Raw genomic sequence first — 26,521 nt, forward strand, 5'->3', positions numbered from 1 at the left:
GCTACTGCCACAAGTGGGGCCCGCACTGCCGCCCGGGGCGATCAGCCCAACCCCTGTGGCCGACCGTGTCACCCGCCCCGACCTTCCGGTGGGCGCGCGGGCAGTCCTCGCCGATGCCGCGCCGTCACTCTCGAGTCGACCTCCGCAGTCTCTCAGCCCCATGGAGGCCACGGCGGTTCACTCCCTCGCGCCCTGAAACCCACTAGTGGAGTAGGCAATTGAGAGTCCACAGATTAACTCGTACTGGGATCGCGGGCCTTGCGGCCACCGCGGTGCTGGCCGGGCTCGTACAAGCCGCGCCGGCGTTCGCCGACACCAGCCCTCCCGACCCGAAGTCGTCGTCGAAGCCCTCCGGTCGTCCGTCGTCCGATCCGCCGGCACGTGTGCAGAGCCCCGGCAAGAGGCTCGGGAAGGACTGGAAGACCTCGGCGGACCGGGCCGTGACCACCGCGGCGGACAACGACGGCTTCAAGCTCCTCGTGGCGGACAGGAAGGACGCCTACGAGTGGCGGACGGTTGCCACACTGGCGGAGCCCGGCATGCCCGCGGACACGTGGATCGGCAACTCCTGTGTCATGGACCGTGATCACGCTGCGGTCGTGTACGCGCCGCGCACGTTCACGAACAAGCCGGACCTGATGCAGGGCGGGGCGTTCACCGCGGTCGTGGACCTGAAGTCCGGCCGGGTGACGAAACTGCCCTTCACCGGCTCGCTGGCCTACTTCGACCCGTCCTGCAATCCCGAGACCCGGACGGCCGCGTTCAGCGCTTTCCGCGACAGCAGGACCCGGCTCGTCACGGTCGACACCAGCGGCAGGACAACCGCCGACACGACTGTCACCGGACAGGTGACCTCGGCCGTCCCGACGAAGGACGGCCTCGTCGCCGCACACGGCCGTCACCTGGTGCACGTCGACCCGGCCGGCAGCACGCTCCGGAAGCTGGCTGCCACGGACGGCGTGCCCTTCGACCTGCGCCCCACCGGCAAGGGAATCGCCTTCCTCGACCGCAAGGGCGAGACCGCGCACGCCAAACTGTGGAAGGGTCAGGGCGAGCCGTCGGCGCTCGCGTCGGGGAAGCTCGGGGACCTGGCCCTCGAACAGGGCACGGGAGGACGGGCGTTCCTCACCGGCAAGGCCACGAACACGAAGCTCGCGGGTACCGCGGTGGCTCACCTGGACGTCGCGGCGGACACGCAGGTGTCCAGCCTCGGCCTGCTGGCCGTCGACCCCGTGCTGATGCCCGGCGTCCGCGCGGGCCTGGAGCGGATCGGCGACGCGGGCAAGGGCTTCACCAAGGCGGAACCCTCGCCCCGGACGGACACCTCTGAGGACCCCACGGGTGAGGGGGCCGATGCGCTGACCGTCAGCAGTGTCGTGACCGCTACCGGCGAGAAGCTCACCCAGTCGGTCACCGACACGACCGGCGCCACGGGCAAGGGTTCCTTCTCGCCCGCCCTGCGCGCGGCCGGCGGAACGGGGAAGGCGCCCGGGAAGAGCGCGCGAGCCGTGCAGGCGGCCGACCCGAACAATCCGGTCGACACGGACCGCTGGTGCTCCATCCCCCGTAACGACGTCAAAGCGCTCGCGCTGCAACCGACACCGAACCAGGTCGAGTGGGCCGTCAACATGGCCATCCGCGGTGAGCTGCGGTCCAAGTGGATCAAGCAGGGCGGCTGGCGTTCAGGCCTGGGCACCGTCGACCCGCAGGGCATGTTCCCGCCCCCGACGCTGAAGGGCAAAACCGGCGCGCGCATCCCCGCTCAGGTGCTGCTGGGTGTGCTCGCGCAGGAGTCGAACCTGTGGCAGGCCGAAGGGGGTGCCATCCCCGGTCAGATGGGCAACCCGCAGGCGGCGATCGCGGGGTTCTACGGGCACAAGGGGGAGACGTCCGAAGCGTACTGGCGGATCAACTGGAACCTGTCGGACTGCGGTTACGGGGTCGGCCAGGTCACCGACGGCATGCGCCTGGCCGGCTTCGAGAAGCCCAACGAGACGTCCCTGTCTCCGGCGAAGCAGAAGGCCGTGGCCCTGGACTACTCCGTCAACATCGCCGCGTCGATGTACATCCTCGCGGACAAGTGGAACCAGGTGCACACCGCTGGGCAGACCATCACGATCAACAACGACGACCCGTCGAAGCCGGAGAACTGGTTCGCCGCGCTGTGGAACTACAACCTCGGCTTCAACGAGAACAAGGGTGACGGCAAGCCGTGGGGCCTGGGCTGGTACAACAACCCGGCGAACCCCGTCTACCCGCCCTCGCGGCACCCGTTCATGTCCGACCCGCGCGACGCGGCGAAGCCCCAGAACTGGCCCTACCAGGAGAAGGTGATGGGCTGGTCGGCCTGGTCCATGGACACCGGCTACTCCTACGCCACCGACGGACGCCAGGACTGGCCCGGCGAGTCCGGGTTCTCCAGCGCCGGTTTCCGGCCCGCCTGGTGGAACAACCCGGGGCAGCGCGACCGGGTCAAGCCGCCGCTGGACGCGTTCTGCAACGCCACCAACAACTGCGACGCCGCCAACCCGCCGGACTGTCCCGACGCCGCGTGCTACGAGAAGTACTGGTGGCGCGGCTCGAACGTGACGTGGAAGCCGAACTGCGACGCCGACTGCGGCAACGAGAACATCAAGTACGTCACGCTGCGCGAGGAACCGGGCCGCGGCACCCGGCTGCAGTACGGCACGCCGGAGTGCGGCGCTGCCCCGGCCGGGGCGCTGATCGTGGAATCCGTCCCCGACGACACCGACACCTACAGCTCCTGCGGATCGTCCGGCACCGACGCCGGGAACTTCCAGTTCACCTTCCACCCCAACCCGGAGGCGACCGGACCGGGGCTCGGCCCGTACGAAGCGAAGGGAGACCTGCACCAGATCGGCGGTGGACACGGTGGCCACTTCTGGTACACGCACACCCGTGACAACGCTCATCTCGGCGGCCCCAAGGCACGGATGACCATCGACGGGACCTGGACCCTCGGCCGCACCGTCGAGTGGGCGCGCGTCTTCGCCCACATGCCGGACACCGGGGCGCACACCCAGCAGGCCCACTACGTGATCAGGGGCGTCGCGGGCGGAGACCGCGACCGCTACGTCAACACCCACTTCGGCAAGAACACCTGGGTCGAACTCGGCGTCTACCGCTTCACCGGAACCCCACGGGTGGAGCTGACGAACACCACCAACGACGGCACCGCGGACGAGGACATCGCCTGGGACGCCGTCGCCTTCCAGCCGCTGTCGGGCAAGCCGAAGCACATGGTCGTCGCCATGGGCGACTCCTACACCTCCGGGGAGGGGTCAGGGTCCTACTCGCCCGAGTCGAACAGGGACCACGGCAAGAGCAGCTGGAACGCCTGCCGACGCAGCGACAACTCCTGGCCGCGCAAGATGAAGCTGCCCGGTCAGAGCACCAGCGTCGGTGAGCTGTCGAACAACAGGAGCGCCACCGTCGACTTCCTGGACGTCAGTTGCTCCGGCGCGAAGACATCGCACATGACGCCGGGAGACCCCACGTCCTGGGGACAGATGGGCAATTACCACGAGAAGAGCCAGCTCGACTCCGGTGTCCTCAGTCCGGACACCACCCTGGTCGTGCTGACCATCGGTGGCAACGACGGGGACAACTTCACCAAAGCCGTGACGAACTGCTACGTCCTCGGGACGTGTGACGCGGCCGACTACACGGGCAGAGTCGACCAGGCGGTCGCGGACACCGGGGGGCTGCTCCAGGGAATCGCGAGCGCCGCGCCGAACGCGCAGATCGTCCTCATGGGTTACCCGCGCCTGGTCGGTGAACAGCCGTGCCTGACAGCGGACTTCGATGCCCTGAACCAGCTGGCCGACTACTTCCGGGACAAGCAGAAGGCCAAGGTGGCGGAGCTGAAGCAGGTCGGAACCAGGGTGGCGTTCGCCGATGCGATACCCGCCTTCCGGGGACACGGGATCTGTGAAGACGAGTGGATCAACCGTGTCGTCGCCGGCCCGAACGGTGACGGCGACTTCCACGACGGCGACCCGGCCAACCAGGCCCCCTGCCTGCCCTGGCCCGGGGAGAACGTCTGTGCCAGTCTCGAGTCGTTCCATCCGAAGAACGCCGGCACCGCGGGCTACGCCGGAGTCATGGAACAGGCACTGGCCGACATCGGATACAAAGGCAGCTAGTGGGACCTGACACAACCGGCGGTGCGGTGGTCACGAGGCGGGCGAACGGCCTCGTGACCACCGGCTGCCTGACCACCCTGATGGCCTTGATCGTCGTTCTCGGCATCGTCGTCTCCTGGCTGTGGTACCGGGCCGGGCATGACGGGGACGTCAACAGGGAGCGCGAGGAGAAGGCGTTCGCCGCCATCGGGAAGCAGGCCCGTGCCACGGCTCACGACACGGCCCGCGCACTCGGTACGAGCGGCACCACCGACGCCGACGCCCTCGCCGAGGTGGTCTGGCGGCACACCGAGGCTCCCGTGATCACCTACGACGCGTCCCGTCGCGAGTTCACCGCCACGGACGCCAGAACCGCCGAGTACGACAACAAACTCCTGCTCCCCGGCGGCGGGCCCGTCGAGGTGACCCGGTGCTTCGTCTTCACCTACACCTATCGCCCCGGCCAGGCCTGGACGTCGAGGATCTCCGAGCGGGACGACGACGTGTGCCGTCCGGGCACCGAGATCGGCCACCTGGCCCGTCTGGCGCTGCAGCGCATCTCGAACCTGTACGCCGAGGACCTGACGCGCGCCGGGGTACAGCAGGCCCTCGACCCCACCGGGCGGGGTTCCTTCGACGTCAGGCGCGTGGTGCGTGAGGGGGACACGACGACCGTCTCCGCCGTCGTGTCGAGCTCGAGGCCGGCGGTCGGCCAGTGCTACCGCTTCACCCGGCCCGCCCCCGGCGGCGACGGCCGCAGCCCCGCCACCGCGGTTCCCACGTCCTCGTGCTGACCCTGCGGCCCTGACACCTGACCATGAGGCGGGGCTGCACCCCCGGGCAAGAACCCGACCACGAAAGAGACGGCAAGGGGTCCACCTGGGGACAGATGGCCCCGCGCTCAGCCTCCCCGGGTTCTCCCCACGGACCACGGACCCTTCCGAGCCGACCGACACACGTACACACCGAGGTCAGAGATGGAATTCACGACCCGCCCCACCCTGCAAGGCACCTTCGGCATGGTGTCCTCCACCCACTGGCTCGCCTCGCAGTCGGCGATGGCCGTGCTGGAGGCCGGCGGCAACGCCTACGACGCCGCCGTGGCGGGCGCGTTCGTGCTCCACGTCGTCGAACCGCACCTCAACGGACCCGCCGGCGAGGTGCCGATCCTGCTCGCACCGGCGGGCGGCGAGGTCCGGGTGCTGTGCGGTCAGGGCGTCGCCCCGGCCGGCGCCACCGTCGCGCACTACAAGGGGCTCGGCCTGGACCTGGTCCCCGGGACCGGACCGCTCGCCGCCGCCGTCCCCGGCGCCTTCGACGCCTGGATGCTCCTGCTCCGCGACCACGGGACCAAGACCCTCGCCGACGTGCTCGCCCATGCCATCGACTACGCCGAGAACGGGCACGCGCCCGTGGAGAACGTCGGGGCGACCGTCGAGACCGTGAGGGAGCTGTTCGAGACCGAGTGGACCTCCTCGGCCGAGATCTACCTGCCCGGCGGGAAGGCCCCGCGACCCGGCGAGCTGTTCCGCAATCCCGCCCTCGCCGCCACCTGGAAGCGGCTGCTCGCCGAGGTCGAGGACGCGGGGGACCGGGTCGCGCAGATCGACGCCGCGCGGGAGGTGTGGCGCTCCGGGTTCATCGGCGAGGCGCTCGTCCGGCAGGCGGCACGTCCGACCCTGGACACCAGCGGGGAACGGCACACCGGCACGCTGACGGCCGACGACCTCGCCGGGTGGTCCGCGACGTACGAGAGCCCGGCGACGTACGACTGGAAGGGCTGGACGCTCTGCAAGGCCGGCCCCTGGAGCCAGGGCCCGGCGCTCCTCCAGCAGCTCGCCCTGCTGCCGCCGGAACTGCCCGCCCACGGGTCCGCCGACTACGTCCACCTGCTCATCGAGGGCTGCAAGCTCGCCATGGCCGACCGTGAGGCCTGGTACGGCGACGCGGCCGAGGTACCGCTCGACGACCTGCTGTCACCCGCGTACAACGCCGAGCGGCGGACCCTCGTCGGCGACAGGGCCTCCTACGAGCTGCGCCCCGGCAGCCCCGGCGGCCGCGTGCCCCGCCTGAGCGCGAACGCGCACGTGGTGGCCCCGGCGGAGCCCGGGTTCAGCCCCATGGGGGCGGGGGAGCCCACCGTCGCCAAGAGCCCGGCCTCCCCGGTGCCCGGCGAACCCGAGGTGAGCGACGACGGCAGCACCCGCGGCGACACCTGCCACCTCGATGTCGTGGACCGCTGGGGCAACATGGTCGCCGCCACGCCCAGCGGCGGCTGGCTCCAGTCCAACCCCGTCGTTCCCGAACTGGGCTTCCCGCTCGGTACCCGGCTCCAGATGACGTGGCTGGAGGAGGGGCTGCCGAACTCACTGACCCCCGGCCGCCGTCCCCGGACCACGCTCACCCCCTCCATCGCCCTGCGCGACGGCGTCCCCGTCATGGCCTTCGGCACCCCCGGCGGCGACCAGCAGGACCAGTGGCAGCTGCACTTCTTCCTCGCCGTCGCGCTGCGCTCCCCGGTCCGCGGCGGCCTCGACCTCCAGGGCGCGATCGACGCCCCGAACTGGCACAACGACAGCTTCCCGGGCTCCTTCTACCCGCGCGGCATGCGGCCGGGCAGCGTCACGGTGGAGTCCCGCACCGACCCGGCGGTCGTCGAGGGTCTGAGGCGGCGGGGACATGACGTCATCGTGGGGGACGCCTGGTCGGAGGGGCGCCTGTGCGCGGTCGCCCGGGATCCGGAGACGGGCATCCTGTCGGCGGCGGCCAATCCGCGGGGGATGCAGGGGTATGCGGTGGGCCGCTGACCTGGCGGTCGGGCTGGCGGTCGGAGTGCCGGTCGGGATGCTCGCCCAGCCATCGGTCGAGGTGCCGGTCGGGGTGCCGGGCGGGATACTCGCCCAGCCATCGGTCGAGGTGCCGGTCGGGTTGTCGGTTGTTCACGCCGATTCCACCCGGGATCCACCCACCGGGTGGGGATTGTCAGTGGCGCGTGCTCTCATGGAGTCATGATCGAAGACACGGAAACCATCGACGAGTTTCTCGCCCGCCACTCGACCGACGTGGAGGAGGCGATCCGCAAGGCCGCCGCGGCCGAGATCATGCCGCGCTGGCGCCGGCTCGCCGCGCACGAGGTCGACCAGAAGGCCGGCCCGCACGACCTGGTCACGGATGCCGACCGGCTGGCCGAGCAGCACCTCACCGAGGAACTCGGCCGCCTGCTGCCCGGCTCCGTCGTCGTCGGCGAGGAGGCGGTGCACGCCAACCCGGCCTCCTACGAGGCGATCCGCGGCGACGCCCCGGTCTGGATCGTCGACCCGGTCGACGGGACACGGCAGTTCGTACGCGGCGAGGACGGCTTCAGCACCCTGGTCGCGCTCGCGCAGGGCGGTGTGGTGCACGCCGCGTGGATCTTCGCTGCCGCCCGCGACCAACTCGCCACGGCCGTACGGGGCCAGGGCGCCTTCCTCGACGGCGAGCGGCTCTTCGCCGGTCCGCCCGAGCCCGGCCGGGACCTCGAAGTGGCCACCTCCCACCCGGACTACACGACGGACGAGCAGAAGCGCGCCCTCCTGGCTCTGTGGACGGACGGCATCGCGCCGCGCGCCTGCGGCTCGGCCGGTCTGGAGTACCTCGCCATCGCGCGCGGTCAGTCGGATGCCACCGCCTTCTCCTGGGAGGCGGCCTGGGACCACGCGGCCGGCCTGCTCATCGTCGAGGAGGCGGGCGGCGCCCATCTGACCGTCACCGGCGAGCCGTTCCGCATCACCGGCGGCAACACCCTGCCCTTCACCACGGCACGGGACGCGGCGACGGCGCGGCGGATCATGACGCTGCTGGCGGGCGGCGTCTGAGGCGGGCGCGCGGGCCGGGTCGCGCAGGCTGAGGCGGCGGTCGGGGGCGGGGTGCCGTACGGCAGGGCACCGAGGGACGGGCGGTCGTACGGCCGTGGCTCGGACGGTGACAGCGCGGGCACGGGCGGGCCGCTGGGCGGTGACCGCCCGGACACCCACCGTCGCTCGAGTCCCCCGCGACCCGGTGCCGTCCGTGCCCCGTCCTATCCTGATCCAGTGGCCATCGGCTGACGAAGGAGTCCGAAGGTGCCGTCGATGCTCGATGCGTGCGTGGTGGGTGCGGGACCGAACGGACTGACGGCTGCCGTGGAGCTGGCCCGTCGCGGCTTCTCCGTGGCCCTCTTCGAGGCCCGTGACACCGTCGGCGGCGGTGCCCGCACCGAGGAGCTCACCCTGCCGGGCTTCCGGCACGACCCGTGCTCCGCCGCGCACCCCCTCGGCATCAACTCCCCGGCGTTCAGGGCCCTCCCCCTGGAGCGGTACGGCCTGGAGTGGCTGCACGCCGACCTTCCCATGGCGCATCCCTTCACCGACGGGACCGCCGCCGTGCTGTCCCGGTCGGTCGCCGAGACGGCCGCCTCGTTCGGACCGCGCGACGCGGGCACCTACCGCAGACTGGTCGAGCCGTTCCTGCCCAAGTGGGACGCCCTGGTACGGGACTTCATGTCGCTGCCGCTGACCGCGCTGCCCCGCGACCCGGTCACCCTCGCCCGCTTCGGCCTCGTCGGTCTGCCCCCGTCGACCTGGCTGCTGCGGCGCTTTCGCGACGAGCGCGCCAAGGCCCTGTTCGCCGGTCTGGTCGCCCATGTGATGGCGCCCCTGTCCGGCTTCGCCACCGGTGCCATCGGCCTGGTCTTCGCCCTCGCCGCACACGCCCGCGGCTGGCCCGTCGCCCGCGGTGGCTCCCAAGCGATCTCCGACGCGCTCGCGGCGTACCTCAAGGACCTGGGCGGCGCCATTTACACCGACTACGAGGTCAAGCGTCTCGACGACCTGCCGCCCGCCCGCGCGTACGTCTTCGACACTTCACCCACCGCCCTGGCCCGCATCGCCGGCTTCGGCGGCTACTACGACGGCTACCGGTACGGCCCGGGCGTCTTCAAGGTCGACTACGCCCTCGACGGACCGGTGCCCTGGACCGCGCCCGAGGCCCGCGCCGCCGGCACCGTGCAGATCGGTGCGAACGCCGCCGAGATCGGCACCGCCCTGCGCGCGGCGTCCCGTGAGGGCAGGGCCCCCGAGAAGCCGTTCATGATCACCGTGCAGCCCGGTGTCATGGACCCCACCCGGGCGCCCGAGGGCAAGCAGGTCTTCTGGGCCTACGGCCATGTCCCGAGCGGCTGGACCGGGGACCTCACCGACGCCCTCGAGCGCCAACTGGAGCGTTTCGCCCCGGGGTTCCGCGACCGGGTCCTGGCCCGCGCCACCGCCGGGCCGCCCGAGATGGCCGTCCGCAACGCCAACTACGTCGGCGGCGACATCGGCACCGGGGCGGTCACCGGACTACAGATCCTGCTGCGCCCGAAACTCTCCCTGTTCCCCTACGGCACCCCGCACCCGGCCGTCTACATCTGCTCGTCCGCCACCCCGCCGGGCCCGGGCGTGCACGGCATGTCCGGGCACAACGCGGCGAAGGCGGTCTGGAGGAGGCTGCGACAGACATGACCACCCTCACGCTCGTCCAGGGCGACATCACCCGCGAGTCGGTCGACGCCATCGTGAACGCGGCCAACTCCTCGCTGCTCGGCGGCGGTGGAGTGGACGGCGCGATCCACCGGCGCGGCGGCCCGGCGATCCTGGAGGACTGCCGCAGGCTCCGCGCCTCCCACTACGGCAAGGGCCTGCCGACCGGGCGGGCGGTCGCGACGACGGCGGGCGACCTGGACGCCCGCTGGGTCATCCACACGGTCGGCCCCGTGTTCAGCCCGGACGAGGACCGCTCCGAGCTGCTGGCCTCCTGCTACCGCGAGTCCCTGCGCGTCGCCGACGAACTCGGCGCTGGCACGGTCGCGTTCCCGGCGATCTCCACGGGCGTCTACGGCTGGCCCATGCGGGACGCCGCCCGCATCGCCGTGGCGACGGTCCGGGCCGCGAAGACGGACGTTGAGGAGGTCAGGTTCGTCCTGTTCGACGAGCGGTCGTACGACACGTTCGCCTCGGAGACCGACTGAGCCTCGGGACGGGGGCGGCGCGCGGGGCCGCCGACGTCGCCTGACACCCCCGGTTCGCCCCGCAGGCGTCGGTCGACCCACCGCACCGGGCCGCCCCGAAGCGCCGAGCAGCCGAGCCGCCAGGGCCGCCCCGAGCAGCCGAGCCGCCTGGGCCACCCCCGGCGGCCCAGGCGGTGCTGTCGTCGTTACGGCGTCGTGGGCAGCGTCGGTGCGGGGATCTGAGGCAGGCCGCCGCCGAGCAGGCCGGTGACCAGGTCGAGTACCGGGGAGAGCAGGCCGGTCACCGAGCTCAGTACTCCGCCCAGGTCGAGCGAGGTCAGTGAGCCGATCAGGCTCTGCACGGCGGAGGTCAGCGAGGTCAGCAGGTCACCGACGGGGTCGGCGGCCAGGGACCGCTGGGCGGCCGCGTCCTTGAGCCGTTCCTGGACCGAGGCGTGCCAGGCCCGCAGTTCCTCGGCGTACGCGGCGGCCGCGTCCGGGTCGAGCCGGGTGCCCGCGACCGCGCCCGGCCCGGCCACCGTGTCCAGCAGGGGCGCCAGGACGCGGTCGTGATCGAGAGAGGTGGTGGCGGCGCCGGACCGGGGCGCGGCCTCGGTGACGCTCAGGCCCGGGACTTCGCGCCCCGAGTCACCGATGGCGGCGGCGGTGCCGGCCGGGCCGAAGACCAGCGCGGCGCAGACCAGGGGCGGCACGAGGAGGCCGCGGGAGACGAGGGCGCGCATTGAATTCCTTCCGAAACGCGAAACGCCAGCTGCTGCTGTCAGCCGCTGTTCATGCGCCCACGGTGGAAACGGCCCCGAGCCCCCGCAACCGGTCCCACGCCCGGCGCGCGCCACCCCGCCCCGCCGCGGCGACGCTGACCAGGCCCTTCCGCCGCGCTCGGCTCCTCACGGATACCGGCGGGGCATTGCGCCGTCAGGGGGGCCGGGTCAGCCGTACGGCGGCACCGGCGGAACGAGCGGCAGCAGCGACAGCACGCCCTCCACCGCCCTCCACGAACGCCCACGCGAGCCCGCGGTCCGACGTGCGGCGCGGGCGCCTCAGTCGGTGGCGTCGCTGAGCCCCAGGCGCAGGTGTTCCACGTGGTAGACGGCCTGGTCGAGCAGCTCGGCGACATGGTGGTCGTGCAGTGCGTAGACGACGGAGCGGCCACGCCGTTCCCCGACGACCAGACCGAGGTTGCGCAGCAGCCGCAACTGGTGCGAGCACGCCGACTGCTCCATCCCCACCTCGGCCGCCAACTCGGTTGCCGGCAGCGGGCCTTCCCGCAGGCGGGCCAGGATCAGCAGCCGGGAGGGGGTGGAGAGGGCCTGGAGCGTGGTGGCGACCTTCGCGACGTTGCCCGCGTCGAGGCGTACGCGTTCCTCGGCGGTGGTGGTGACGGCTCCATGACCCATGCGGTCATCCTACCCATCGCACATGAACAGATGAATGAGTCTTCATGTGTTCCTGTATGGTGGGCCGGGTGTCAGCGACTCTCGCCCCCAGCCGTGCCCCCGCGCCCGCCCCGACGGCCCCCCGCCGCCGCACCCGCGTCCTCGCCCTGCCCGAGGCCCGCTGGGCGGCGGTGGCGACGGCCGCGTTCCTGATCGGCCTGATCCTGGACACCGTCGTCGGTGCTCCGGCGTGGGTGTACGGGCCCGCGTACGCGATCGCCTATGCGGCGGGCGGCTGGGAGCCCGCACTGGAAGGGCTGCGGGCCCTGCGCCAGAAGACCCTCGACGTCGACCTGCTGATGATCGCCGCGGCACTCGGCGCCGCCGCCATCGGCCAGGTCCTCGACGGCGGTCTGCTGATCGTCATCTTCGCGACCTCCGGCGCCCTGGAGGCCCTGGCCACGGCCCGCACCGCGGACTCGGTACGGGGTCTGCTGGACCTCGCGCCGACGACGGCGACGCGCGTCCCGGGCGACGGCGGTCCGGGCGGCACCGGCGCGGACGACGACTCGGTCGGCGCCGAGGAAACCGTGCCCACCGCCGAACTCGCCGTAGACGACGTCCTGTTGATCCGCCCGGGCGAGCGCATCGGCGCCGACGGACGCGTGCTGGACGGCGTCAGCGAGGCCGACCAGGCCACCATCACCGGCGAGCCGCTGCCGGTGCCGAAGCGCCCCGGCGACGAGGTCTTCGCCGGCACGCTGAACGGCACCGGCGCCCTGCGCGTCCGCGTCGAGCGCGACCCCGCCGACTCGGTCATCGCCCGGATCGTGACCCTGGTCGAGGAGGCGTCCCGCACCAAGGCGCCGACCCAGCTGTTCATCGAGAAGGTCGAACAGCGCTACTCGGTCGCCGTCGTGGCCGCCACGCTCGCCGTGTTCACCGTGCCGTTGCTGTTCGGCGCCGACCTCAGGGACGCGCTGCTGCGGGCGATGACCTTCATGATCGTCGCCTCCCCGTGCGCGGTCGTGCTCGCGACGATGCCGCCTCTGCTGTCCGCCATCGCCAACGCCGGCCGGCACGGTGTGCTGGTCAAGTCGGCCGTCGCGATGGAGCGGTTGGGCGAGATCGACGCGACCGCCCTCGACAAGACGGGCACGCTCACCGAGGGCGCGCCGGAGGTGACGGACGTACGGCCGCTGCCGGGCTCCGGCCTGGACGCGGACGAGGTGCTGGCGCTGGCCGCCGCGGTCGAGCGGTCCAGCGAACACCCGCTGGCGCGGGCCGTCGTGAGCGCGGCGCGGGGGAGGGGGCTGCGGATCGCGGGCGCGGAGGAGTTCGTGGCCGAGCCGGGCCGTGGGGTGACGGCGAGGGTCGAGGGCCGGCTGGTCCGGGTCGGCCGGGCGGAGACGGCCACCCCCGACACGGAGCCCGGCACCACCCCGGCGCCCCCCGCCCCCACCCCCGGCGCCACCATCGTCCTCGTCACCCGCGACGGCACCCCCGTAGGCACCCTCACCCTCGCCGACCGGCTGCGTCCCGCGGCCCCCGTCGCGACCGCGGCGCTCACCGCCCTGACCGGCGCCGCCCCCGTTCTCCTCACCGGGGACAACGCCGACGCCGCGGCCCGGGTCGCCGAGGCCACCGGGCTGACCGACGTCCGGGCGGACCTGCTCCCCGAGGACAAGGTGAACGCCGTGCGCGAGATGCAGGACGCGGGCCGCAAGGTGCTGTTCGTCGGTGACGGGGTCAACGACGCGCCCGCCCTGGCCGCCGCGCACTCCGGTGTCGCGATGGGCCGCGCGGGCTCGGACCTGGCGCTGGAGACGGCGGACGCGGTGATCGTGCGGGACGAACTGGCGGCCGTACCGGCGGTCGTACGGCTGTCGCGGGCGGCCCGGCGGCTGGTGGTGCAGAACCTCGCCATCGCCGGGAGCTGTATCGCCGTCCTCGTCGTCTGGGACCTCGTCGGCCACCTCCCGCTGCCGCTCGGCGTCGCCGGTCACGAGGGCTCCACCGTGCTGGTGGGCCTGAACGGGCTGCGGCTGCTGCGCGAGTCGGCATGGCGATCCGGAGCGGCGCAGGAAGCGCGAGGTTGATGTCGGATTCTCGCCAGCCCGATCCCGGCGGACGGCCCATGCTGGACGCATGCAGAAGGGGATGCACACCGACACATCGCGCTGCGTGCGCGCCGTCCAGTCGAAGGACGCCCGCTTCGACGGGTGGTTCTTCACGGCGGTCCTGACGACCCGGATCTACTGCCGGCCCAGCTGCCCGGTGGTGCCGCCCAAGCCCGAGAACATGACGTTCTACCCGAGCGCCGCCGCCTGTCAGCAGGCCGGGTTCCGGGCGTGCAAGCGCTGCCGCCCGGACACCAGCCCCGGTTCCCCGGAGTGGAACCAGCGCGCCGACCTGGTTGCCCGGGCGATGCGGCTGATCGCCGACGGTGTCGTGGACCGGGAGGGCGTGCCCGGGCTCGCCACCCGGCTCGGCTACAGCACCCGGCAGGTCGAACGCCAGCTGCTCGCCGAGCTCGGCGCCGGCCCGCTCGCCCTGGCCCGCGCCCAACGCGCCCAGACCGCAAGGCTGTTGATCGAGACGACCCCGCTGCCGATGGCCGACATCGCCTTCGCCGCCGGGTTCTCCTCGATCCGCACCTTCAACGACACCGTCCGGGAGGTCTTCGCGCTCTCCCCGACCGACCTGCGCGCCCGCACGCCCCGCGGCGCACCCAGGAACACGGCCGGCGCCCTGACCCTGAGACTGCCGTTCCGCGCCCCCCTCAACCCCGACAACCTCTTCGGGCACCTCGCGGCGACCGCCGTGCCGGGGGTGGAGGAGTGGCGGGACGGCGCCTACCGGCGCACCCTGCGACTGCCGTACGGGCACGGCGTCGTGACGCTCACCCCGAACCCCGACCACATCGCCTGCCGTCTCACCCTCGGCGACCTGCGCGACCTGACCGTCGCCATCAGCCGCTGCCGGCGCCTGCTCGACCTGGACGCCGACCCGGTCGCCGTCGACGACCAGCTGCGCGCCGACCCGGTCCTCGCGCCGCTGGTCGACAAGGCGCCCGGGCGGCGGGTGCCACGGACGGTGGACGAGGCGGAGTTCGCGGTCCGGGCGGTCCTCGGGCAGCAGGTGTCCACGGCGGCGGCGCGGACCCACGCCGCCCGCCTGGTGGCCGCGCACGGCGAGGCGGTGGACGACCCCGAGGGCGGCCTCACCCACCTCTTCCCGGCACCCGAGGCGCTCGCCGCGCTCGACCCCGGGACCCTGGCGATGCCCCGCACCCGGCGCGCCACCTTCACCACCCTCGTCTCCCAACTCGCCGACGGATCGCTCAACCTGGGTGTCGAGGCCGACTGGGCGGACACGCGCGCCCGTCTCCTCGCCCTCCCCGGATTCGGCCCCTGGACCGTCGACGTCATCGCGATGCGCGCCCTCGGCGACCCCGACGCCTTCCTCCCCACCGACCTCGGCATCCGCAAGGCGGCCCGGGAGTTGGGCCTGCCGTCGACCCCGGCCGCGCTCACCGCGCGGGCGGCGGCCTGGCGCCCCTGGCGGGCGTACGCGGTCCAGTACCTGTGGGCGACCGACAACCACCCGATCAACTTCCTCCCGGTATAAGGACGTTCCGTGAGCACCGTGAAACAGCACGCCGTGATCGACAGCCCGTACGGCCCGCTGACGCTGGTCGCGACGGACGGCGCCCTGAGCGGCCTCTACATGACCGAGCAGCGCCACCGCCCGCCCGAGGAGAACTTCGGCGCCCGCGACGACCGCCCCTTCGGGGAGGCCGTCGACCAGCTGACCGCCTACTTCGAGGGGGAGTTGAAGGAGTTCACCCTCGAACTCCACCTGGGTGGGACCCCGTTCCAGCGCGAGGTCTGGCAGCAGCTGCGGCGCATCCCCTACGGCGAGACCCGCAGCTACGGCGACCTCGCGGCCGCCCTCGGCAGGCCCGGCGCCTCCCGCGCGGTCGGCCTCGCCAACGGCAAGAACCCGATCGGCATCATCGTCCCCTGCCACCGCGTCGTCGGCTCCGACGGCAGCCTGACCGGCTACGGCGGCGGCCTGGAACGCAAGCAGCGGCTGCTGGACCTGGAGCGGGGCGCGGCCCTCTTCTGAAGCCGCCCGACGCGCGCCGGCGCCACCCCCTGCCGCGGCTCCCGAAAGAAATTCCGCCGGTGATGTCGAGAACGCGCGCCCGGCTCCGTCCCGGCAGTGAACGCGACCACAATGGGTCGCACCAGGACCGAGGAGACCCACCATGGCCAAGTACCTGCTGCTGAAGCACTACCGCGGCGCCCCGGCCCCGGCCAACGACGTGCCCATGGAGCAGTGGACGCCGGAGGAGATCTCGGCGCACGTGCAGTACATGCGGGACTTCGCGGAGCGGCTGGAGCAGACCGGGGAGTACGTCGAGGGACAGGCCCTCGCCCCCGAGGGCACGTGGGTGCGCTACGACGGGGAGGGCCGCCCGCCGGTCACCGACGGGCCGTTCGCCGAGACCAAGGACCTCATCGCCGGGTGGATGGTGATCGACGTCGACAGCCACGAGCGGGCCGTCGAAGTGGCCGGCGAGCTGTCGGCCGCCCCCGGCGCCGGCGGCAAGCCGATCCACGAGTGGCTGGAGCTGCGCCCGTTCCTCTCCGCGTCGCCCACCGTCACGGACTGCCACGCCGGTGGATGAGGCGCTGCTCAGAAGCCTCACGCCGAGTGTGCTGAGCGTCCTCGTCCGCCGCGGAGCAGACTTCGCGGCGGCCGAGGACGCCGTCCAGGACGCTCTGGTCGAGGCGGTCCGCGGATGGCCGGCCGACCCCCCGAGGGACCCCAAGGGCTGGCTGGTCACCGTGGCCTGGCGGAAGTTCCTCGACGCCACTCGCGCGGACACCGCACGCCGCCGCCGCGAGGAGCGTGTCGAGGAGGAGCCCGCGCCCGGCCCGGCCACCGAGGTGGACGACACACTCCGGCTCTACTTCCTGTGCGCCCACCCCTCGCTCACCCCGTCCTCCGCCGTCGCCCTCACCCTGCGCGCCGTCGGCGGTCTCACCACCCGCCAGATCGCCCAGGCCTACCTGGTGCCCGAGGCGACCATGGCGCAGCGCATCAGCCGCGCCAAGCGCACCGTCTCCGGCGTACGGTTCGACCGGCCCGGCGACGTGGCGACCGTGCTGCGCGTGCTCTACCTGGTCTTCAACGAGGGCTACTCCGGCGACGTCGACCTCGCCGCCGAGGCGATCCGGCTCACCCGGCAGCTCGCGGCCGTCATCGACCACCCCGAGGTGGCCGGGCTCCTCGCCCTGATGCTGCTCCACCACGCCCGCCGCGCCGCCCGTACCGCGCCCGACGGCAGCCTGGTGCCGCTCGCCGAGCAGGACCGCGGCCGCTGGGACACCGCCCTGATCGCCGAGGGCGTCGAGATCCTCCAGGCGGCGCTCGCCCGCGACCGGCTGGGCGAGTTCCAGGCCCAGGCCGCCGTCGCCGCCCTGCACGCCGACGCGCCCACCGCCGAGGAGACCGACTGGGTGCAGATCGTCGAGTGGTACGACGAACTCGCGCGGCTGACCGACAGCCCCGTGGTCCGCCTCAACCGCGCGGTCGCCGTGGGCGAGGCCGACGGACCCCGGGCGGGCCTCGCGGCGCTCGCCGAGCTGGACGCCTCCCTGCCCCGCCACACCGCGGCGACCGCCTACCTCCACGAGCGCGCCGGCGACCTGAGGACCGCGGCACGGCTGTACGCCGAGGCGGCCCGCAAGGCCTCCGACCTCGCCGAACGCGACCATCTCACCCGGCAGGCCGCCCGCCTCAACTCCCGCGGCAAGGACTGAGGCGCACCGGCGGCGGACTCAGGAGACCCGGTGCCCGTTCTCCAGCTCTACCGTCCCGGCGCCGCCCGCGAGGACGTCCAGCGCGGCCAGGACCCGGCGGCCGAGGCCGTCCGGCAGGTAGGCGGTCAGCTCCTCGCGCGGCACGAGCCGCCAGGACAGCAGCTCCTCCTCCTGGAGCCGGATCGCCTTGAAGTCCTCCTCGCCGAGCACACCGCCGTCGTAGAGGTACGCCACCAGCGGCGGCCGGGCCGGTGTCCCGGGCACCCAGTCCACCGCGAGCAACCGGCCGAGCTGCCGGTCCAGACCGATCTCCTCCGCGGTCTCCCGGCGGGCGCCTTGGCGCGGGCTCTCGCCGTCGTCGGACTCGACGGTGCCGCCCGGGAGCGCCCAGCCCTCGCGGTAGTTGGGCTCCACGAGCAGCACCCGGCCTGCCTCGTCCCGGAAGAGGGCGGCGGCACCGGCGAGCACGCGGGGCAGGCCGGCGATGTACGTGGCGAAGTCCTGAGCACTGGTCATCCAGGAAGGGTAACCAGCTCCCGGGAGGCCGAAGGAGGGCCCCGGGGCCGCTCACTCCGCGTCCACCAGCCGCAGTGTCCGCTCGGCCAGCTCGCTGATCCGCACCCCGTCGAACCCGAACACCGCGCTGCGCACCGTGTCCTCCAGCGGGTCCTTCCACTGCGCCGGAATCGCCTCGGCCCCGGTCAGCACGCCGGCCACGGACCCCGCGGTGGCCCCGTTGGAGTCGGTGTCCAGACCGCCGCGGACGGTGAGGGTGACGGTCCGGGTGAAGTCGCCGTCGCCGTACAGCAGCCCGGCGGTGAGCACAGCGGCGTTCGGGACGGTGTGGATCCAGCCCATCCCCGCGGTCTCCTCTGACACCGTGCCGAGGGTGTCCTCCCAGCTCATCCGGGTGTCGTGGAGCGAGATCACCCGGCGCACGGTCCGGGCGAGCCGACTGCTCGCCGGTACGACGGCCAGCGCCTCGTCCAGGGCGCGGCGCACCGTCGGGGCCGTGAACGCCGCCGAGACCAGCGCGGCCGCCCACATCGCGCCGTACACCCCGTTGCCGGTGTGCGACAGCACCGCGTCCCGGCGGGCCAGCGCGGCGGCACGGCGCGGGGTGCCGGGGCGGGTCCAGCCGTAGATGTCGGCCCGGATCAGGGCGCCGATCCACTCCTGGTAGGGGTTGTCGTACGTCGCCGTCAGCGGTGGTTTCAGCCCGCCCGCGAGGTTGCGGTAGGCGGCGCGCTCCGCGGTGAACGTCTGGAGGTACGGCAGCCTGCTCAGCCACAGGTCACCGACCTGCTCGGTGCTGAAGCCGAAGCCGTGGGTCTCCAGGAGGTCCAGGCCGAGGATGGCGTAGTCCACGTCGTCGTCGCGGCAGCTGCCGTGGATTCGGCCGCGCACGCAGCTGCGCCACTCGGGGCGCAGCTCGAAGCCGTCGGTCTCGCTCACGGGCTCGGGCAGGTAGTCGGTCAGCGGCAGGGCGGAGGCCCGCCGCAGATAGCGGTCGATCCGGTCCCGCGTCCACACCTCGCCCTGCTCGACCGGCTTGCCGAGCATGTTGCCCGCGATCCGGCCCAGCCAGCCTCCGAGGACGCGGTCGGCGAGCTCTGGCGCGGTGCCCACAGGGGTCATAGGACCGGTCTACCCGATTTCACGGGCGCGCACAGCGGGGTCACGGCGCGTTCTCACGGTCCGGGCGGGGCATGACGGCGAGGGGTGCCTGCGGTTATGGTCACAGCGGCGCGACCGGCCTGACATCGTCCAGGCCCGAAGAGCAAGGGGAATGCAAGGTGGCGGACGCTGCAGGCAACGGTGCCCAGAGGGTGCTCATCGCCGCGGACAAGTTCAAGGGGTCGCTGACGGCCGTGCAGGTCGCCGAGCGGGTGACGGCCGGGCTGCGCCGGATCGTGCCGGGGCTCGACGTCGAGGCGCTGCCGGTGGCCGACGGCGGCGACGGCACCGTGGACGCGGCGGTCGCGGCCGGCTTCGAGCGGCACGAGATCAAGGCCGCCGGGCCGCTCGGCCAGGAGGTCACGGCCGCCTTCGCGCTGCGCGGCGACACGGCCGTGGTGGAGATGGCGGAGGCCAGTGGCCTCCAGCGCCTGCCCCAGGGCGTCTTCGCCCCGCTCACGGCCTCCACGTACGGCTCCGGCGAGCTGCTGCGGGCCGCACTCGACGCGGGCGCCCGCACGATCGTCTTCGGCGTGGGCGGCAGCGCCACCACCGACGGCGGCGCCGGCATGCTGACCGCGCTCGGCGCGCGGTTCCTCGACAAGGACGGCGAGCCGGTCGCCCCGGGCGGCGGCGGTCTCGCGGACCTCGCCACGGCCGACCTCTCGGACCTGGACCCGCGCCTGGCCGACGTCGAGCTGGTCCTCGCCAGCGACGTCGACAACCCGCTGACCGGCCCGAAGGGCGCGCCCGCGGTCTACGGCCCGCAGAAGGGCGCCTCCCCGGACGACGTGGCGGCCCTCGACGAGGCGCTCGCGCACTACGCGCGCGTGCTGGAGTCCGCCGTCGGCGCGAAGGCCGCCGAGTACGCGGCGGCTCCCGGCGCCGGCGCCGCGGGCGGCATCGGCTACGGCGCGCTGCTGGTCGGTGCCCGGTTCCGCGCCGGCATCGAGGTCATGCTCGACGTCCTGGGCTTCGCCCCCGCGCTGGAACGGACCACGCTGGTCATCACCGGCGAGGGCTCCCTCGACGAGCAGACCCTGCACGGCAAGGCCCCCGCGGGCGTCGCCGCCGCGGCCCGTGCCGCGGACAAGGAGGTCGTCGCGGTGTGCGGGCGGCTCGCCCTGCCGCCCCAGGCGCTCGGCAAGGCCGGCATCCGGCGGGCGTACCCCCTCACCGAGGTCGAGCCGGACGTGGCCAAGTGCATCGCGGACGCGGGCCCGATCCTGGAGCGGGTGGCGGAGCAGATCGCGCGGGACTTCCTGACCTGATCACCGCCGGGCGCCCGAGAGCCGGTAGGCGTCCAGCGCCAGCGTCATCTCGATCAGGTCCCGGGGCCGGGCCAGCGACCGGGACGTCAGCTGTTCCAGCCGCCGCAGCCGGTTGAAGACCGTGTTGCGGTGGCAGTACAGCCGTCCCGCGGCCCGCCCCGCGGACCCCTCGCACGCCAGCCACACATCCAGGGTCTCCAGCAGCACCGCACGGTCGGCGGGCTCCAGCTCCAGCAGCGCGCCGAACACGTCCGCCACCAGCCGGTCGGCCAGCTCCGGCTGGCTCACCACGAGCGCCGTCGGCATGCGCTGGTCCAGCCGTACGACGGCGGTCGCGTCCGGCGGGCACGTCCGCAGCGCCAGCTCGGCCAGCCGTCGGGCCCGCCCCAGCTCGGCGAGTCCCGGCACCACCGGACTGATGCCGCCCGGTCCCGAGCAGCGGCCGTCGAGCGCCCGGGCCACCCCGTCCAGACCCTGACCGGGCGAGAGGGCGACGACCCCGATCTCGCAGTCCGCCCGCATCCGCCAGATGAACCGGAACCCGGCTCCCCGCAGCGGCTGCCCGTGCGCGTCCCGCCGCACCGCCCGCAGCACCACCACCGCGTAGGGGCCGTGCTCCGGCAGATCGAGTCCCGCAGCCGCCCGCGCCGCCAGCCCCGGTGTCGCCTGCCCCTCCAGCAGCGCGTCGAGCAGCGCCTGCAACTGCTCGTCGGTACGCCGTCGCAGGTCCGCCTCGGTCGCCCGGTACGCCTCCGACGCCGTCTGGGTCTGCGCGTCCACCGCCGACCACACCACCGTCGCCGAGCGCATCAACGCCGCGAGCCGCTCCGGCTCCCGCCCGGAGGCACCCTCCACCAGCGCGTCCCACACCAGATAGCCGGCGTTGCGGTAGGCGTGCACCAGCAGGTCCAGCGGCAGCCCCTGATGCGCCCGGCGCCGGCCGAGGTCCTCGGCGTGCTCCAGGTCGCGGCGCGGCGACTCCCGTGGCGCCGCCAGGGTCTCGATGCCGATCCGGATCGCCTCCTCCGCCTCCCGCCACTGGAGGTCGGGAGCGAGCACCCCCGCGTAGACGGGGGAGTGCTCGGCGAGTTGCCGCAGGTGCTCGTCGACCAGCTCGGGCACCCCCTCCAGCAGAGCCGTGCAGGACTCCGCGAGCAGTTTCCAGTCATGGCCGGTCCGCAGCCTTCGCCCACCCATGACCGGAGGATGTCATCGGGACAGGCCCGCGCACAGGCCCCTGACACGCGGTGTTGTGCGCACGCACAACGCGGGCGCCGGGCCGCTGGGCACCCGCAGCGACATCGCCGGGGGCCGTGGACGCGCGCTCGGACCGGTGCTGGGGTGAGCGCCACACAGAGTGAACACAGGGGGGAAGTCCATGGATGGTCCCGGACTCGTGGTGCGGGAGCTGTCGGTCGGATACGGGCCCGTGCGGGCCTTGCGCCGGGTGTCCCTGGAGGTGCCCGAGGGGACGGTGGTGACGGTCCTCGGCTCCAACGGCGCGGGCAAGTCGACGCTGCTGCGGGCGATCAGCCGCACGCTGTCCTTCCACGGCGGCGCCGTCACCGAGGGCGAGGTACGCCTGGGCGACCGCCGCCTGGACGGGCTCGCGCCGGACCGGGTGGTGGCGGCCGGGGTGTCCCAGGTGCCGGAGGGCAGGCGGGTGTTCGCCCGGATGACGGTCGCCGACAATCTGCGCGCGGGCGCCCTCGGCGGCAGTCGCTCCGGCCGTCCGAAAGCCCTCGCCCGGGTGCACGAACTCTTCCCCGTCCTCGCCGAACGGGCCCACCAGCGCGCCGGGTTGCTCTCCGGCGGCGAACAGCAGATGCTCGCCGTCGCCCGGGCGTTGATGGCCGCCCCGAAGGTGCTGCTCCTGGACGAGCCCTCCCTGGGCCTGGCCCCGCTCATGGCCCAGCGGATCGCCGACACCGTCCGCGAGATCAACGAACAGGGCACCGCGGTCCTCCTCGTCGAACAGAACGCCGCGCTCGCCCTGCGCCTCGCCACCCGCGCCTACGTCCTGGAGGTCGGCGAGGTGACCCTGTCCGGGCCGGCCTCCGAACTGGCCGCCTCCGACGAGGTCCGCCGCCGCTATCTCGGCGTGGTCGACGAGGACGCGGCGGCCGACGCGGACCAGGTCGTGGGCCGCACGCTGACCCGCTGGAAGGGGTGAACCGATGGACACCCTCGCCGTACGCGGCCTGACCGTCCGGTTCGCGGGCCTCACCGCCCTCGACGACATCAGCTTCACCGTCCGCCCCGGCACCGTGCACGCCCTCATCGGGCCCAACGGCGCCGGCAAGTCCACCTGCTTCAACGTGCTGTCCGGCGTCTACCGGGCCACGCGGGGCAGCGTCCGCTTCGGCGACCACGAACTCACCGGGATGCCTCCGCACCGCATCGCCGGCCTCGGTGTCGCCCGCATCTTCCAGAACCTCGCCCTGCCGCCCCGCGCCACGGTCGAGGACAGCCTCCTGCTGGGCCGCCACCGGCTCACCCGGACCGGCTTCCTGGCGGCGGGACTCCGATTGCCCTCCGCCGCCCGCGAGGAGCGGGCACACCGTGAACGCGTCCGTGAGATCGCCGAGTTCGTCGGCATCGCGGACTGCCTGGACCGCCCGGCCGGCTCCCTGCCGTACGGGCAGCAGAAGCTCGCGGAACTGGCCCGCGCGCTGTGCATGGAGCCGCGCCTGCTGCTCCTCGACGAGCCCGTCGCCGGGATGACCGCCGGAGAACGGCGCCGAACGGCCGCCGTCATCGCGGGAGTCCGCGACGGGCTCGGTATCTCGATCGTGCTGGTGGAACACGACATGGGGGTGGTGATGCGGCTCGCGGACGCGGTGACCGTGCTGGACTTCGGGCGCCGGATCGCCGACGGGGTCCCCGCCGACGTACAGAACGATCCGGCCGTCGTCCGGGCCTACCTGGGGGACGCGTCATGAGCACCTTCGCTGAAATCCTTCTCAACGGCGTCTCGTTGGGCTCGGTGTACGCGCTGATCGCGCTCGGGTTCGTGGTGATCTTCCGGGCCACCGAGGTCGTCAACTTCGCCCACGCCTCGCTGCTGCTCGCCGGCGGTTACGTCACCGCGACCCTCCACGACGACCTCGGGTTCTGGCCGGCGCTGCTCGTCGGGATCGCGGGCGCCGCAGTGGTCGGGGCGGCGGTGGAGTTCCTGGTGATGCGGCGGTACCGGGGCTCGGACCACAGTGTGCTGGCCATCGTCACCATCGGCGTCGACATCCTGCTCACCACCGAACTGACCCGCCGTATCGGCACCGACGTGTTGACCCTCGGCGACCCGTGGGGCGACTCCGTGCTCCGGCTGGGCCCGATCTCGCTGGCCCACACCCGGATCGCCGCGTTCGTGGCGGCGGCCCTGCTCATCGGGGTGTTCCTGCTGGCCTTCCGGTACACCTCCTGGGGCGTGGCGATGCGCGCGGCCGCGGAGAGCGGGGAGACGGCCGCCCTGATGGGCGTACGGCTGGGACGGGTCTCGCTCGGCGCCTGGGCCGTGGCCGGGGGACTGGCCGCCGTGGCGGCGCTGTTCCTGACCGTCTTCCCCACGCCGGGGCTGGAACGGGCCACCTCGCTGGCCGCCCTCAAGGCCTTCCCGGCGGCGATCCTCGGCGGCCTCGACTCCACGACCGGCGCGCTGGTGGGCGGACTGCTGGTCGGCGTCACGGAGTCGCTGGCGACCGGCTACCAGAGCGATCTGACGTTCCTCGGCCGGGGTCTCGGGGATCTCGCGCCGTACCTCGTGATGGTGGCGATCCTGCTGATCCGTCCGGCGGGCCTGTTCGGCACGAAGGAGCCCGCCCGTGTCTGACGTCCTGGTGAAACCGCTGCGGCTGATCCGCACCCGTACCGCCCTGTGGGCCGCCGGCGCCGTGCTCCTGCTGGTGCTGCCGTTCTACCTCGACCGCTTCTGGCTCCAGGCCGGGCTCTTCGCCATGGCCGCCGCCATCGGCGCGATCGGCATCAACCTCCTCACCGGCGCCACCGGCCAGCTCTCCATGGGCCACTCCTTCTTCCTCGCCGTCGGCGCCTACGGCTACTGCGTGTTCGCGGCGGACGGCGGCGACGGACTGACCGGGCTCGGCCTGCCGACCTGGCTGGCGGCCGCCCTCGCGGTCCTCCTCGCGGGCGTCGCGGGCGGCCTGTTCAGCCCCATCTCCGGGCGGCTCAGCGGCGCCTACCTCGGCATCGCCACCCTCGCGCTGGTCTTCATCGGCCAGCACGTGATGTTCAACGCCCACGACCTGACCGGGGGCGCCAACGGCCGCGACGTCCCGCCGCTCAGCCTGTTCGGCCTCACCTTCGACGACCGTGAACTCCTCGTCGCCGCCGTGCCCTTCGGCTCCGCCGAGAAGCTCTGGTACGCCGGGCTCGTCCTGCTCCTCGCGGGCGCGCTGTTCGCCCGCGGCGTGCTGGGCGGACGGCCCGGACGGGCCATGAACGCCATCCGCGACCACCGCATCGCCGCCGGTGTGATCGGCGTGCCGGTCGCCCGGCACCGCGCCGCCGTCTTCGTGCTGTCGTCGATGTACGCGGGTCTCGCGGGCGTCCTGCTGGCGCTGGTCTTCCAGCGCACGGTGCCCGACTACTTCGGCATCACGCTGTCCCTCGAGTACCTCGCCATGATCGTCATCGGCGGGCTCGGCTCGGTCTCCGGCGCGGTCGCCGGGGCCGTGTTCGTCACGCTGCTGCCCCAACTGCTCACCCGCTACAGCGATGCGCTCCCGCTGGTCTCCGCCCCCGGTACGGGCGGGATCGCACCGGGCGAGGCATCCCGGTACCTCTACGGCGCCGCCGTCGTGCTGGTGGTGCTGTTCCTGCCGGGCGGCCTGGTCAGACCGGCCGCCCGGCGCCGCACAACCCATTCAGGGGAAAACCCTTCAGGGGAGGAACGATGAACACGACGTACGCGGCCAGGGCCGCCGCGGGCGCACTCGCCGCACTGCTGGTCCTGGCCGGATGCAGCTCCAAGGCCAAGGACTCCGACGACGGCGACAAGGCCACCGGCGGGGTGAAGACCGGCGAGGGCGTCTCCGGCAAGACCATCGCTCTCGGCGCCCTCACCGACATGACCGGCGTCTACGCCACCCTCGGCAAGAGCGTCACCCAGGCCCAGCAGCTGTATGTGAAGCAGCTGAACGCCGAGGGCGGCGTCTGCGGCTACAAGGTCCAGCTGACGGTCCGCGACCACGGCTACGACCCGCAGAAGGCCGTCTCCGGCTACACCGAGCTGGAACCGAAGGTGCTGGGCTTCGCGCAGTTCATCGGCTCGCCGTTCGTCGCCGCCGTCAAGCAGCGCGTCGACGGCCAGGACAAGGGCCTGGTGCTCCCGCAGGGATGGTCCTCGGCACTGCTGGGCAGCCCCTACATCCGGGTCATCGGCTCCACGTACGACATCGAGACGATGAACGCCGTCGACTTCCTGATCAAGGAGAAGGGCCTGAAGAAGGGCGACAAGCTCGGCCATGTGTACTTCGAGGGCGACTACGGCGAGAGCGCGCTGGCCGGCTCCCGGCACATCGGCGAGGAGGAGGGGCTGACCGTCGTCGAGCAGAAGATCAAGCCCACCGACAACGACATGACCGCCCAGGTCGCCGCCCTCAAGCAGGCCGGCGTGAAGGCGATCGTGATCAGCGCGGGCCCGCGCCAGGCGGCCTCGCTCGTCGGCGTGGCGGCGGCCGGCGGCTTCGACGTGCCGATCATCGGCAACAACTCCGCCTTCGCGCCCCAGCTGCTGGCCACCCAGGCGGGACCGGCCCTGATGAAGAACTACTACGTCGCCTCGCCCTCGCTGCCCATCGGCGCGGACACCCCGGAGGCGAAGAAGCTCGTCGCCGACTACCGGGCGGCCTATCCGAAGGACTCCCTCGACAACGGGATCGTCGCCGGCTGGACCGCCGCGTCGGCCTTCGGCGAGGCCCTGAAGAAGGCCTGCGCGAGCAAGGACCTCACCCGGCAGGGCGTCGGCAAGGCCCTGCTGACCCTCGACTCCTTCAGCGTCGGCTTCGGCCCCGAGCAGGACTTCACCGACCCGAAGTCCCCCTCCTCCCGGCAGAGCGTGATCCTCCAGCCGGACAAGAGCGTCACCGGCGGCATGAAGGTCGTGCAGGAGGCGACCGCCTCCGAGGTGGCGGAGGCGTACACGCCGAAGGCCTGAGCCAGGCGGCGCGCGGCA

At 73.0% G+C, this 26,521-nt stretch carries 22 protein-coding genes; 17 read left to right on the forward strand and 5 right to left on the reverse strand.

Translation table 11 applies throughout. From position 1 onward, the window contains the following. Positions 1-440 precede the first annotated feature (440 nt). The 6 genes from ACH41F_RS09780 to ACH41F_RS09805 all read left to right on the forward strand — a co-directional run bounded on the left by ACH41F_RS09780 (position 441) and on the right by ACH41F_RS09805 (position 10,170). The gene (locus tag ACH41F_RS09780) at positions 441-4,166 is read left to right on the forward strand and encodes an SGNH/GDSL hydrolase family protein (protein ID WP_398834134.1); all 3,726 of its coding nucleotides are present in this window, start codon (positions 441-443) and stop codon (positions 4,164-4,166) included. Beyond that, on the forward strand, positions 4,166-4,939 hold the full coding sequence (locus ACH41F_RS09785) for a hypothetical protein (RefSeq protein WP_398834136.1): 774 nt from the start codon (positions 4,166-4,168) through the stop codon (positions 4,937-4,939). Before ACH41F_RS09780 ends, ACH41F_RS09785 begins: the two co-directional genes overlap by 1 nt. 183 nt (positions 4,940-5,122) lie before the next feature. Next, positions 5,123-6,952 carry a gamma-glutamyltransferase family protein gene (locus tag ACH41F_RS09790; protein ID WP_398834138.1) on the forward strand — a complete coding sequence of 610 codons (1,830 nt, stop codon included), beginning with the start codon at positions 5,123-5,125 and terminating at the stop codon, positions 6,950-6,952. A gap of 201 nt (positions 6,953-7,153) precedes the next feature. Further along, positions 7,154-7,999, forward strand: coding sequence for an inositol monophosphatase family protein (locus ACH41F_RS09795; protein WP_391239248.1), 846 nt, complete (start codon positions 7,154-7,156; stop codon positions 7,997-7,999). 255 nt (positions 8,000-8,254) lie between these two features. After that, positions 8,255-9,664 (forward strand): FAD-dependent oxidoreductase, encoded by a 1,410-nt coding sequence (locus tag ACH41F_RS09800; RefSeq protein WP_391239251.1) that lies wholly within the window; start codon positions 8,255-8,257, stop codon positions 9,662-9,664. Next, the gene (locus ACH41F_RS09805; RefSeq protein WP_391239254.1) at positions 9,661-10,170 is read left to right on the forward strand and encodes an O-acetyl-ADP-ribose deacetylase; all 510 of its coding nucleotides are present in this window, start codon (positions 9,661-9,663) and stop codon (positions 10,168-10,170) included. Before ACH41F_RS09800 ends, ACH41F_RS09805 begins: the two co-directional genes overlap by 4 nt. Before the next feature lie 185 nt (positions 10,171-10,355). On the opposite strand, the gene ACH41F_RS09810 is transcribed toward ACH41F_RS09805, so the two are convergent. Further along, positions 10,356-10,892, reverse strand: coding sequence for a hypothetical protein (locus ACH41F_RS09810; protein ID WP_398834141.1), 537 nt, complete (start codon positions 10,890-10,892; stop codon positions 10,356-10,358). Between the two features lie 318 nt (positions 10,893-11,210). Beyond that, positions 11,211-11,567 carry a metalloregulator ArsR/SmtB family transcription factor gene (locus tag ACH41F_RS09815; RefSeq protein WP_391239260.1) on the reverse strand — a complete coding sequence of 119 codons (357 nt, stop codon included), beginning with the start codon at positions 11,565-11,567 and terminating at the stop codon, positions 11,211-11,213. A 56-nt stretch (positions 11,568-11,623) separates the two neighbouring features. Between ACH41F_RS09815 and ACH41F_RS09820 the strand changes: the two genes are divergently transcribed. The 5 genes from ACH41F_RS09820 to ACH41F_RS09840 all read left to right on the forward strand — a co-directional run bounded on the left by ACH41F_RS09820 (position 11,624) and on the right by ACH41F_RS09840 (position 17,380). After that, on the forward strand, positions 11,624-13,645 hold the full coding sequence (locus tag ACH41F_RS09820; RefSeq protein WP_398834287.1) for a heavy metal translocating P-type ATPase: 2,022 nt from the start codon (positions 11,624-11,626) through the stop codon (positions 13,643-13,645). 49 nt (positions 13,646-13,694) lie between these two features. Further along, the gene (locus ACH41F_RS09825; RefSeq protein ID WP_398834143.1) at positions 13,695-15,176 is read left to right on the forward strand and encodes an AlkA N-terminal domain-containing protein; all 1,482 of its coding nucleotides are present in this window, start codon (positions 13,695-13,697) and stop codon (positions 15,174-15,176) included. An 18-nt stretch (positions 15,177-15,194) separates the two neighbouring features. Continuing rightward, on the forward strand, positions 15,195-15,677 hold the full coding sequence (locus ACH41F_RS09830) for a methylated-DNA--[protein]-cysteine S-methyltransferase (RefSeq protein WP_398834289.1): 483 nt from the start codon (positions 15,195-15,197) through the stop codon (positions 15,675-15,677). Positions 15,678-15,819: 142 nt separating this feature from the next. Then, on the forward strand, positions 15,820-16,242 hold the full coding sequence (locus tag ACH41F_RS09835; protein ID WP_391239266.1) for a YciI family protein: 423 nt from the start codon (positions 15,820-15,822) through the stop codon (positions 16,240-16,242). Continuing rightward, a complete protein-coding gene (locus ACH41F_RS09840) occupies positions 16,235-17,380 on the forward strand; it encodes a sigma-70 family RNA polymerase sigma factor (protein ID WP_391239268.1) in 1,146 nt (381 codons plus the stop codon). Before ACH41F_RS09835 ends, ACH41F_RS09840 begins: the two co-directional genes overlap by 8 nt. 18 nt (positions 17,381-17,398) lie before the next feature. Here ACH41F_RS09840 and ACH41F_RS09845 read toward each other — a convergent pair whose 3' ends face one another. After that, entirely contained in the window at positions 17,399-17,896 is a 498-nt protein-coding gene (locus tag ACH41F_RS09845) for an NUDIX domain-containing protein (protein WP_391239271.1), read from the reverse strand. A 51-nt stretch (positions 17,897-17,947) separates the two neighbouring features. Beyond that, the gene (locus ACH41F_RS09850; protein WP_398834146.1) at positions 17,948-19,018 is read right to left on the reverse strand and encodes an ADP-ribosylglycohydrolase family protein; all 1,071 of its coding nucleotides are present in this window, start codon (positions 19,016-19,018) and stop codon (positions 17,948-17,950) included. A 191-nt stretch (positions 19,019-19,209) separates the two neighbouring features. Here ACH41F_RS09850 and ACH41F_RS09855 point away from each other — a divergent pair, with 191 nt between their 5' ends. Further along, positions 19,210-20,328 (forward strand): glycerate kinase, encoded by a 1,119-nt coding sequence (locus ACH41F_RS09855; RefSeq protein ID WP_398834291.1) that lies wholly within the window; start codon positions 19,210-19,212, stop codon positions 20,326-20,328. Here ACH41F_RS09855 and ACH41F_RS09860 read toward each other — a convergent pair whose 3' ends face one another. Further along, positions 20,329-21,525: a helix-turn-helix domain-containing protein gene (locus ACH41F_RS09860; protein WP_391239276.1), complete on the reverse strand. Its 1,197-nt coding sequence runs from the start codon at positions 21,523-21,525 to the stop codon at positions 20,329-20,331. It lies immediately after the preceding gene. A gap of 181 nt (positions 21,526-21,706) precedes the next feature. On the opposite strand from ACH41F_RS09860, the gene ACH41F_RS09865 reads away from it, so the two are divergent. The 5 genes from ACH41F_RS09865 to ACH41F_RS09885 are packed head-to-tail and all read left to right on the forward strand — an operon-like array spanning position 21,707 to position 26,503. After that, positions 21,707-22,501 (forward strand): ATP-binding cassette domain-containing protein, encoded by a 795-nt coding sequence (locus ACH41F_RS09865; protein WP_391239279.1) that lies wholly within the window; start codon positions 21,707-21,709, stop codon positions 22,499-22,501. Between the two features lie 4 nt (positions 22,502-22,505). After that, complete coding sequence (locus tag ACH41F_RS09870) at positions 22,506-23,270, forward strand: ATP-binding cassette domain-containing protein (protein WP_391239282.1); 765 nt, start codon at positions 22,506-22,508, stop codon at positions 23,268-23,270. Beyond that, positions 23,267-24,157 carry a branched-chain amino acid ABC transporter permease gene (locus ACH41F_RS09875; RefSeq protein WP_391239285.1) on the forward strand — a complete coding sequence of 297 codons (891 nt, stop codon included), beginning with the start codon at positions 23,267-23,269 and terminating at the stop codon, positions 24,155-24,157. Before ACH41F_RS09870 ends, ACH41F_RS09875 begins: the two co-directional genes overlap by 4 nt. Further along, positions 24,150-25,244, forward strand: a complete 1,095-nt coding sequence (locus ACH41F_RS09880; protein WP_391239288.1) for a branched-chain amino acid ABC transporter permease — start codon at positions 24,150-24,152, stop codon at positions 25,242-25,244. Before ACH41F_RS09875 ends, ACH41F_RS09880 begins: the two co-directional genes overlap by 8 nt. Next, the gene (locus tag ACH41F_RS09885; protein ID WP_398834150.1) at positions 25,241-26,503 is read left to right on the forward strand and encodes an ABC transporter substrate-binding protein; all 1,263 of its coding nucleotides are present in this window, start codon (positions 25,241-25,243) and stop codon (positions 26,501-26,503) included. The genes ACH41F_RS09880 and ACH41F_RS09885 overlap by 4 nt, the downstream gene beginning before the upstream one ends. Positions 26,504-26,521 lie beyond the last annotated feature (18 nt).

The organism is Streptomyces sp. NPDC020489, assembly GCF_044386545.1.
Taxonomy (GTDB): Bacteria; Actinomycetota; Actinomycetes; order Streptomycetales; family Streptomycetaceae; genus Streptomyces.